Below are 9,752 nucleotides of genomic sequence, written 5' to 3'. Positions count from 1 at the left end.
CGGCGACGGAACTCGGCCACCTCACGCGCGCCGGCAAAATCATCCGCCACTACCGCTCGAGCTGATTCCGCCGAAGGGGCGTAGTAGTCGACGGCGTAGTCACGAACCATGCGTGATGCCAACACCTTCGGGCCCAGATTCTCGAGGGTGTGGCGAACCCTCTCGACCCAGCGCGTCGGCAGATCGGCTGCATCACGGTCGTAGAACGTCGGCAGTACCGCGTGCTCGAGAAGTTCGTAGAGGGCGCTGGCTTCCAGATCGTCACGCCGCACGTCGTCGAGAACACCGTCGGCCGTCGGAATGGCCCACCCGTTCTCGCCGTCGTACATCTCGTCCCACCATCCGTCGCGAATGGAGAGGTTGAGGCCGCCGTTGAGCGCGGATTTCATGCCGGAAGTACCGCACGCCTCGAGTGGGCGAAGCGGGTTGTTGAGCCACACGTCGCAGCCCCAGTACAAGTAGCGGGCCATCGACATGTCGTAATCAGGCAGGAAGACGATGCGGTGACGCACATCCGCTTCGTCGGCGAACCGCACGACCTGCTGGATGAGTGCCTTACCGCCGTCGTCGGCGGGGTGCGACTTGCCGGCCACAACCAACTGCACCGGACGTTTCTCGTCGAGCAACATCGCACGCAGACGCTCGGGATCACGCAGCATCAGCGTCAACCGCTTGTACGTCGGAACGCGCCTCGCGAACCCGACTGTCAAGACGTTGGGATCGAATACTCCAGTGGTCCAGCCGAGTTCGGCCTCGGTCGCGCCGCGTTCGAGCCAGGACGCTCGGACGCGACGACGAACTTCGTCGACCAACTTGCCGCGCAACGCATTACGTGTTTCCCACAGTTCGGTTGCCGACAACTCGTGCAGGCGCTCCCACCCGCGTGCTTCTTCGAGTTGCTCCTGACCGACGATCCGCCTGGCCACGTCCATCCACTCCGGCGCCGCCCACGTCGGCGCGTGAACACCGTTGGTGACCGAACCGATCGGCACCTCGTCGGCGTCGAAGCCCGGCCAGAGACCATTGAACATGTCGCGGCTGACGATGCCGTGCAACTTCGAGACGCCGTTGGCTCGCTGGCCCAGGCGAAGACCCATGTGCGCCATGTTGAAGATCGACGGATCGGCTTCACGCCCCATCCCGACGATGCGGTCGACGGTCAGGCCGGGAAGCAAACTCGATTCGTTCTCGCCGTTCGCTCCGCCGAAGTAGTGACGGACCAGATCCGCCGGGAAGCGGTCGATTCCCGCGGGAACCGGAGTGTGCGTCGTGAAGACCGTTCCGGCACGGACCGCGGCCAGAGCCGAATCGAAGTCCAGACCGCTGGTGGTGACAAGTTCCCGAATCCGTTCGATGCCGAGGAATCCGGCATGCCCCTCGTTCATGTGGAACACCTCGGGATCGGGCAATCCGTACGCCGCGGTGTAGGCGCGCACCGCGCGGACGCCGCCGATACCCGCGAGGATCTCCTGCTTGATGCGGTGATCCTGGTCCCCGCCGTAGAGACGGTCCGTGACGCCGCGCAGATCCGCGTCGTTCTCGGCGATGTCGGAATCGAGCAGCAGCAACGGCACTCGTCCGACCTGAGCGATCCACACTCGCGCACGCAGCACCCGGCCACCGGGCATTGCGACGTGAATGACGACCGGCGATCCGTCTTCGGAAGCCGGGCCTGCGTCCGTCAGCAAACGAAGAGGCAACCCTTGAGGGTCGTGCGGCGGGTAGTGCTCGGCCTGCCAACCGTCGGCGGTCAGCGACTGGCGAAAGTAGCCGGATCGGTAGAGCAGTCCGACGCCGATGAGCGGCAGCCCGAGGTCGGACGCGGCCTTGAGGTGATCGCCCGCCAGGATGCCCAATCCACCGGAGTAGTTGGGCAGAACTTCGCTGACTCCGAACTCCATGGAGAAGTACGCAATTCCGCCGGCTAACGATGTGCCCTTGGCCTGCTGGGATTGGTACCAGCGCGGGGTGCTCAGATAAGCATCGAGATCGGCTGCTGCAGTGTCGAGGTCACCGAGAAATGCCTCGTCACTGCTGAGTTCGTCGAGACGGGTGGGGTCGACTTCCCCGAGCATGCGGACCGGATCGAACTGGACTGCTTGCCAGAGTTCGGGGTCGAGTCGCGAGAACAGATCCTGTGTCTCGGGATGCCACGACCCCCGAAGGTTGGTGGACAGGGGGCCGAGCGCGGCGAGGCGCTCCGGAAGGTGGGCTCGGACAGTGAACCGACGCAAGGCTTTCACCCCGCGAACCCTAGTCGAGTTCCTTGCACTCTGTCCGGTGGAACCGAACGCCCGAGCCGACCTGACCACCGACAGACCCGAATTCGTCGTTATCAGCACTCCAGCGCCGCACCCACTACGGTTGAACCCGGCGAAAGAAAGTTTTACCGCGATCCATCACCAGAAATGGAGCTTCCCGTGTCAGGACGCCTCGGTATCGACGACGTGGTACCCGAGATCTCGGGTAACTATCCGGCAAAGGCCGTGGTCGGTGAAGTCTTCCCAGTGCACGCCACCGTGTGGCGAGAAGGCCACGACGCCATTTCCGCCACTTTGGTCGTGCGTGGTCCGCGCGGTACCAAGCCGCTGCGCATTCCGATGGATCCCGGGACCGAACCGGACACCGTCGACGCGGTGTTCACGCCGTCCGCCGAAGGCATGTGGTCGTTCCGGATCGAGGCGTGGAGCGATCCCATCGCCACCTGGAAGCACGCCGTGGAAGCAAAGCTCGCCGTCGGGCAAGGGGCGGCCGAGTTGGCCAACGACCTGGAAATCGGTGCGCGCCTGTTCGAACAGGCCGCGCACGAGGTACCGCGGGGCAACAGGTCCAGGCTCGAGGCCGTCACGGCGTCGCTGCGCAGCGATCAGGCGCTGACGGCTCGCGTCGCGCCGGCCTTCGCCTCCGACGTCGCCGAACTGCTCCGCGCCACTCCGCTCCGTGAACTGGTCACCAAGGGCGAGTCCCACCCCGTCGTCGTCGATCGCAACCGTGCACTGTTCGGATCGTGGTACGAGTTCTTCCCCCGCTCGACGGGCGGTTGGGACGAGAACGGGGTGCCGCAACACGGTACTTTCCGAACCTCGGCCGAAGACCTACCCCGCATCGCCGCAATGGGTTTCGACGTCGTCTACCTTCCGCCGATCCATCCCATCGGCGAGATCAACCGCAAGGGACGCAACAACACTCTCACTCCCGAACCCGGTGACGTCGGCTCGCCGTGGGCCATCGGCTCGGTCGACGGCGGGCACGACGCTGTTCACCCGCAGCTCGGCACGCTCAAGGACTTCAAGGCGTTCGTCGCTGCGGCCCGCAAGCTCGATCTCGAAGTGGCACTGGATCTCGCGCTGCAGTGCGCCCCGGATCATCCATGGGCCAAGAAGCATCCGGAGTGGTTCAACGTCCTTCCCGACGGCACCATCGCCTACGCCGAGAACCCGCCCAAGAAGTATCAGGACATCTACCCGATCAACTTCGACACCGATCCTCGCGGTCTGGACAAGGAAATCCTGCGAGTCGTCCGACACTGGATCAGTGCCGGCGTCAAGATCTTCCGGGTAGACAACCCGCACACCAAGCCGCCGAACTTCTGGGAGACACTCATCTCGGAGGTCAAGAAAACTGACCCCGACGTCTTGTTCCTCGCCGAGGCTTTCACTCGTCCGGCGCGCATGTACGGCCTTGCCCGGCGCGGGTTCACGCAGTCGTACACGTACTTCACCTGGCGAGTTGCGAAGTGGGAGCTCACCGAATTCGGTAACGAGCTGGCGGCGAAGGCCGACGAAGCCCGACCGAACCTCTTCGTGAACACGCCGGACATCCTGCACGAGTCCCTCCAGCACGGTGGGCCCGGAATGTTTGCACTGCGAGCAGCTCTCGCCGCCACCCTGGCGCCGACGTGGGGCGTCTACTCCGGTTACGAACTCTACGAACACCAAGCCGTTCGCCCCGGCAGCGAGGAATACCTCGACTCCGAGAAATACGAACTTCGGCCGCGCCGTTTCGCCGAAGCAGCAGCGCGAGGCGAGTCTCTCGAGCCGTGGATCACCGCGCTCAACCGCATCCGGCGTGCACATCCGGCCCTGCAACAGTTGCGGAACCTGCACTTTCACCACATCGACAACGACGCGTTGATCGCCTACTCGAAGTTCGACGCCTCGACCGGTGACGCCGTCCTGACGGTGATCAACCTCAACCCGTTCGCTGCAGAAGAGGGCACCGTCTGGTTGGACATGCCGGCGCTCGGACGCGAATGGCACGACCACATGACCGTGCTCGACGAGGTAACCGGTGAGCAGTTCAATTGGGGCCAAGCCAATTTCGTCCGCCTCGAGCCCTGGCGTTCGGTGGCGCACATCCTCGCGCTCCCACCCGTTCCGTATCCGGCCCGGATCTCTCTGGCCTACCAAGCACGCAATGCGCACCGCGCAGGTGGAGGCAAGTGATGTCAACCGAGAAGTTCCCTTCGGGTATCGCACCGGACAATCACGATCTGGAGCTGTTGGCGCGCGGTGAACATCACGATCCGCACAGTGTCCTCGGCGCCCATCCCCACGCCGACGGCACCGTTCTGCGAGCGTTGCGTCCCAACGCCGAGTCCGTCAGTGCCGTCATCGGCGGCAAAAACTTTCCTCTCGAACATGTTTCGAACGGAATCTTCGCGGCTCTGGTCCCCTACCCCGACCTGATCGACTATCGCTATTCCGTGACGTACCCGGGTGGACACACGGTTCTCGCAGCCGACCCTTACCGGTTCCTGCCTACTCTCGGTGAACTCGACCTACACCTGTTCGGCGAAGGTCGGCACGAACGACTGTGGGACATCCTCGGTGCACATCCGCGTTCTTACGAGACACCGGACGGCCCCGTCGACGGCACCTCGTTCGCCGTCTGGGCTCCGGCCGCCCGCGGCGTGACCGTCGTCGGCGACTTCGACGGGTGGAGTGGGCAATTCGCCCCCATGCGAGTCCTCGGATCCACTGGGGTCTGGGAACTCTTCCTGCCCGACATCGCAGTCGGTTCGCTGTACAAGTTCCGGGTCCACGGCCACGACGGCTCCGTTCGCGACAAGGCCGATCCCATGGCATTCGGTACCGAGGTCCCGCCGGCGACTGCATCGCGAGTGACCACCAGTTCGCATGAGTGGAACGACGCGGCCTGGCTCGAAACCCGCGCCAGTGTCGATCCTTCGCAGTCCCCGATGAGCGTGTACGAGGTGCACCTCGGATCGTGGCGTCCGGGACTCGACTACCGGCAGATGGCCGAGCAACTCGCCGTCTACGTCACCGAAACCGGATTCACCCACGTCGAACTGCTGCCCGTCTCCGAGCATCCGTTCGGTGGATCGTGGGGATACCAGGTCACCTCGTACTACGCACCGACCTCCCGCTTCGGCACCCCGGACGACTTCCGCTGGTTCGTCGACCACCTGCACGCCGCAGGGATAGGTGTCATCGTCGATTGGGTGCCTGCACACTTCCCCAAAGACGAGTGGGCCCTGGCTCGTTTCGACGGAACTCCCCTGTACGAGCACGCCGATCCGCGTCGCGGCGAGCAGTTGGACTGGGGCACATACGTATTCGACTTCGGTCGCCGCGAGGTGCGGAACTTCCTCGTCGCCAATGCACTCTTCTGGCTCGAGGAGTTCCACATCGACGGACTTCGCGTCGACGCTGTCGCATCGATGCTGTACCTGGATTACTCACGCCCGGAAGGTGGATGGACTCCCAACATTCACGGCGGCCGCGAGAATCTCGAAGCCGTTGCGTTCCTGCAGGAGATGAACGCCACCGTCCACAAGAACCATCGAGGAGTCGTCACCGTCGCCGAGGAGTCGACGGCGTGGCCCGGAGTCACTCGGGCGACCAATGTCGGCGGCCTCGGATTCAACATGAAGTGGAACATGGGGTGGATGCACGACACCCTCGGGTTCCTCGGTCACGACCCGGTACACCGGACCTACCACCATCACGAGATCACGTTCTCACTGATGTACGCGTGGAGTGAGAACTACCTGCTACCGATCAGCCATGACGAAGTGGTGCACGGCAAAGGAACTCTGTGGACCCGGATGCCCGGGAACGACTTCGCCAAGGCGTCCGGCCTGCGCTCACTGCTTGCATACATGTGGGCGCATCCAGGCAAGCAACTGCTGTTCATGGGACAGGAATTCGGTCAGAGTGCGGAATGGTCGGAAGAACGCGGCCTCGACTGGTGGCAACTCGACGATCAGTACACCGGCACTCTCCATCGCGGCGTCCAGCGACTGGTCGGCGATCTCAACTCCGCGTACCGACGTCATCCGGCCATGTGGACCCTCGACACCTCGCCCGGTGGATACTCCTGGATCGACGCCAACGACACCGAGAACAACGTCCTCAGTTTTCTGCGTTACGGTACTGACGGTTCGATTGTCGCCTGCCTGTTCAACTTCTCGGGCAGTGAGCACTCGAGCTACCGCGTCGGGCTACCAGAGCCCGGCCGATGGGTGGAAATTCTCAACACCGATGCCGAGGTGTACGGCGGCTCCGGAGTCGGGAACCTCGGAGCGGTCACAGCAACGTCGCATTCGTGGCACGGTCGGCCAGCCTCCGCACAGGTGGCGCTGCCAGCTGCTGGAGCGATTTGGATAAGTCTGGAGCGTTGATGGTCGGCCGGCGAGTAGTCATTGTCACGTCGTCACTGTTGGCAGTGGCAGCACTGCTCGCCGGTTGTGCCCAGGGAACGAGTAGCCACGCCGTCTCGATTTATCACGATCCCTTCCGCGTCGCCGGACTCGACGCAACGGCAGGACCAAGTGGGTTGCGTCCGGGAGCCCCCAACGCCGACCGAGCAATCACCGGCACCGACGGCGGGGACATCGACGCGCTGGCAGCCAACGCCATCACAGACAGCGAAACCTACTGGGCCGCCGAGTACCCGGCTCTGTTCGACAAGCCCTTCGAACCGGTCGACGAGCTGATCTCGTGGGACCCCACCGAATCGAACGGCCCGGACTTCTGTGAGGAGACCACCGAAGAACTCATCAACGCCGGGTACTGCAGCATCGATCACACCATCGGTTGGGATCGTGAATTGCTGCTGCCCGAGGTGCGGGAGAAGTTCGGTGACGTGGCCGTCGCGTTCATCTTTGCGCACGAGTACGGCCATGCCGTTCAACGCAAGGCCGGGATCGTCGGCGGTAAACGAGACGCAGCCCTGGTGCGCGAACAGCAAGCCGACTGTTTCGGTGGCGCCTTCTTGCGGCACGTCGCCGAGGAGAAGGCCGCGCACTTCACGATGAACACCTCCGACGGACTCAACAAGGTGTTGGCGTCGGCGGTCGCCATCCGCGACGAAGACCCTAATGATCCTGAGAGCCACCATGGTTCGGCGTTCGAGCGCGTCACCGCCACTCAGATCGGCTTCACCGACGGCGCCGGTGCGTGCGCGAAGATGGACGCCGACGAAATCGAGTCACGACGTGCAGACCTCCCGCAGCAGTTCGCCGAGGGCAACGATTCCGGAGAACTGCCCGTCACCGAGGCAACTCTCGACGAGTTCGTGAAGACCTTCCAAGCGATCTTCGATCTACCTCAGCCACCGAAGGTCGTGTTCACCGGCGCAGACACCGGGTGCAGCGATGCCGTTGCGACCGAACCCGTCTCGTACTGCCCGTCGACGAACACCATCGGAATCAGCGTCGACGACCTTGCCGAGCGCGGCACGCCGGGTCGCGTCGGGCGACGCGAGTTGATCCAGACCAACATCACCGGTGACTACAATGCCTATGTCCTGCTCGCGTCGCGGTACACCCTCGCGATGCAGAAGGAGAACGGCCAATCGCTCGACACTCCGCAGACTGCCCTGCGCGCGGCCTGCTTGTCCGGCGTCATCACCGCAGCACTCAGTCCCACCAACGCCGCGGCGTCCGGAGCACAGGTCACACTCTCCCCCGGCGACCTCGACGAAGCCGTATCGGGGCTGCTGACCGACGGCCTGGCTGCCAGTGACGTCAACGGTGAGACGGTCCCGAGCGGGTTCGCACGTGTCGACGCGTTCCGGACCGGCGTTCTCGGTGGCCGGGAAGTGTGCGACAGCCGCTACACGGAGTAGCGACTGCCGGTCCACACGTCAGTAGAGAGCGGAAGCCAACTTACGACGGGCCGCGATGACGATCGGTTCTGCCGGGTCGAACAGTTCGAACAGTTCGAGCAGGCGCGTCCGAGCGGCAGCCTTGTCGTCGCCGGCAGTTCGCGAGACCAGCGAGAACAATCGGGCGAACGACGCCTCGGGTTGCTGGGCGAACATTTCCAGGTCGGCCGCAGCGAACTGCAGTTCGAGATCGGACGGATCAGCATCCGCGGCCGCAATCGACTCGGGATCGACACCCTGAACCCGAGCCATGAACTTCACCTGGCGGACAGCGCTCTTGGCCTCCGCATTGTTGGGTTCGGCGTCGAGAATTTCCTGGTACGCAGCGATGGCGGCGTCGAGATCGCCCTCGTCCAGCGCGGTTTCAGCGGCCACGAAGCGAGGATCCTCGACCTCCTCCACCGGTTCGTCCGCGTCGGAGACCGGCCCACTCAACTTGCCCTCGACAGCTTGGAGGACTGCGTCGAACCACTGGCTGAGCTGCGCCTCTGGCTGAGCGCCCTGAAAATCGGCCAACGGCTGACCAGCCGCGACAGCAACAACCGTCGGCACCGACTGGACACCGAATGCCTGCGCGATACGAGGGCTCACGTCGACGTCGACGTTGGCAAGAATCCACTTGCCGCCGGCTCGCGCTGCAAATGATTCGAGAACTTCGGTGAATACGACCGAGGGCTCGTATGCGCGGCCACCGATGTTGACGATCACCGGCACCTGGCTCGACTTCAGCAGGACTTCGCTTTCGAAGTTCTCCTCGGTCACCTCGATCACTGCCCCGGAGACAGCAGAAACGGCCCCGTCGCCGCTGGTGTTACGCGGCGGTGGTGGGGCCGTGGCCCGCTCTTTGAAGGCGGACAAGTCGACTGCGCCGCTCATGGCGGCAGCAACTGCGGACGAACGCGCGGGGGGCCTGGAACCTGGTCGAGTCACGGCTCCCAGTTTGTCACGAGTTGCGAGAAGCTACGTAGAGGGATGCAGCACTCAGACGAGCGCCGCGTTGCCCTTGGACGCCTCGAACTCCGTGGACAGCTCACCGAGCTTGCCGTTTCGCACTGCCCAGCGTTCGAAGATGACGGTGCCGAAGGGCGGAACGCTCGAGATCAGCGCAAGGATCGTGGTCTTGACGTCCCACTTGAGCGACCACGCGGTCAGGAGTGCAACAACGATGAACACCAGGAAGCCGGCGGTTCCGTGGACCATTCCGGGGATGCGAATCGCTTCTTCGTGTCCGAGGACCCACTTGAAGAACATGGCAACCAGCAAGGCCGCCCAGGTCACAGCTTCCCACCACGCCACCAGACGGAAGCGTTTCGCGGGAGTGGATACGTCAAAGATGTTCGCCATGAGGCCATTGTGCCCGAACAACTACGACGCCCCGTAGTTGTGTGAGGAAAACCACGGGGCGTCGCAGAGCGAGAGCGCTGGTTCAGGTGTATTTAGACACTCAGGCCTTGGGGACGCGGATGATGAGTGCGTCGCCTTGTCCGCCGCCGCCGCAGAGTGCGGCTGCGCCGATGCCACCGCCGCGGCGTTGCAGTTCGAGGGCGAGGTGCAGGGCGATGCGGGCGCCGGACATGCCGAGGGGGTGGCCGACGGCGATGGCGCCGCCGTTGACGTTG

The 9,752-nt window shown here is 64.0% G+C and carries 6 protein-coding genes and 1 pseudogene; 3 read left to right on the top strand and 4 right to left on the bottom strand.

Going from position 1 to position 9,752, the window contains the following annotated elements; translation table 11 throughout:
- On the bottom strand, positions 1-2,243 hold a 2,243-nt coding region (gene glgP / locus A2J01_RS16760; protein WP_064113152.1), incomplete at its 3' end, for an alpha-glucan family phosphorylase.
- A gap of 177 nt (positions 2,244-2,420) precedes the next feature.
- Here glgP and A2J01_RS16755 point away from each other — a divergent pair.
- From A2J01_RS16755 to A2J01_RS16745, 3 genes are read left to right on the top strand one after another with little or no spacing between them, the layout of a single operon-like run.
- Positions 2,421-4,445: an alpha-1,4-glucan--maltose-1-phosphate maltosyltransferase gene (locus A2J01_RS16755; protein ID WP_030537901.1), complete on the top strand. Its 2,025-nt coding sequence runs from the start codon at positions 2,421-2,423 to the stop codon at positions 4,443-4,445.
- A complete protein-coding gene (gene glgB, locus A2J01_RS16750) occupies positions 4,445-6,646 on the top strand; it encodes a 1,4-alpha-glucan branching protein GlgB (RefSeq protein ID WP_042925789.1) in 2,202 nt (733 codons plus the stop codon). The genes A2J01_RS16755 and glgB overlap by 1 nt, the downstream gene beginning before the upstream one ends.
- Positions 6,646-8,094, top strand: a complete 1,449-nt coding sequence (locus A2J01_RS16745; protein ID WP_064113151.1) for a neutral zinc metallopeptidase — start codon at positions 6,646-6,648, stop codon at positions 8,092-8,094. The genes glgB and A2J01_RS16745 overlap by 1 nt, the downstream gene beginning before the upstream one ends.
- An 18-nt stretch (positions 8,095-8,112) precedes the next feature.
- Here the strand turns inward: A2J01_RS16745 and A2J01_RS16740 are convergent, their stop codons facing one another.
- From A2J01_RS16740 to A2J01_RS35190, 3 genes and pseudogenes are all read right to left on the bottom strand, one after another.
- Positions 8,113-9,009: a co-chaperone YbbN gene (locus A2J01_RS16740; protein WP_064113150.1), complete on the bottom strand. Its 897-nt coding sequence runs from the start codon at positions 9,007-9,009 to the stop codon at positions 8,113-8,115.
- A 105-nt stretch (positions 9,010-9,114) separates the two neighbouring features.
- Positions 9,115-9,477, bottom strand: a complete 363-nt coding sequence (locus A2J01_RS16735) for a DUF3817 domain-containing protein (protein ID WP_003945330.1) — start codon at positions 9,475-9,477, stop codon at positions 9,115-9,117.
- 100 nt (positions 9,478-9,577) lie between these two features.
- Positions 9,578-9,752, bottom strand: a pseudogene (locus tag A2J01_RS35190) (acetyl-CoA C-acyltransferase); the annotation flags it as partial.

Source organism: Rhodococcus sp. EPR-134, assembly GCF_001647205.1.
In the GTDB taxonomy this organism is placed as follows: Bacteria; Actinomycetota; Actinomycetes; order Mycobacteriales; family Mycobacteriaceae; genus Rhodococcus_F; species Rhodococcus_F qingshengii.
This window is presented reverse-complemented; position numbering and strand designations above follow the sequence as displayed.

Excerpts from the sequence above, each read along its gene's own strand:
- A2J01_RS16740 (WP_064113150.1), bottom strand. The coding sequence starts at position 9,009 with ATGAGCGGCGCAGTCGACTTGTCCGCCTTCAAAGAGCGGGCCACGGCC.
- A2J01_RS16735 (WP_003945330.1), bottom strand. The coding sequence starts at position 9,477 with ATGGCGAACATCTTTGACGTATCCACTCCCGCGAAACGCTTCCGTCTG.
- A2J01_RS16745 (WP_064113151.1), top strand. The coding sequence starts at position 6,646 with ATGGTCGGCCGGCGAGTAGTCATTGTCACGTCGTCACTGTTGGCAGTG.
- glgB (WP_042925789.1), top strand. The coding sequence starts at position 4,445 with ATGTCAACCGAGAAGTTCCCTTCGGGTATCGCACCGGACAATCACGAT.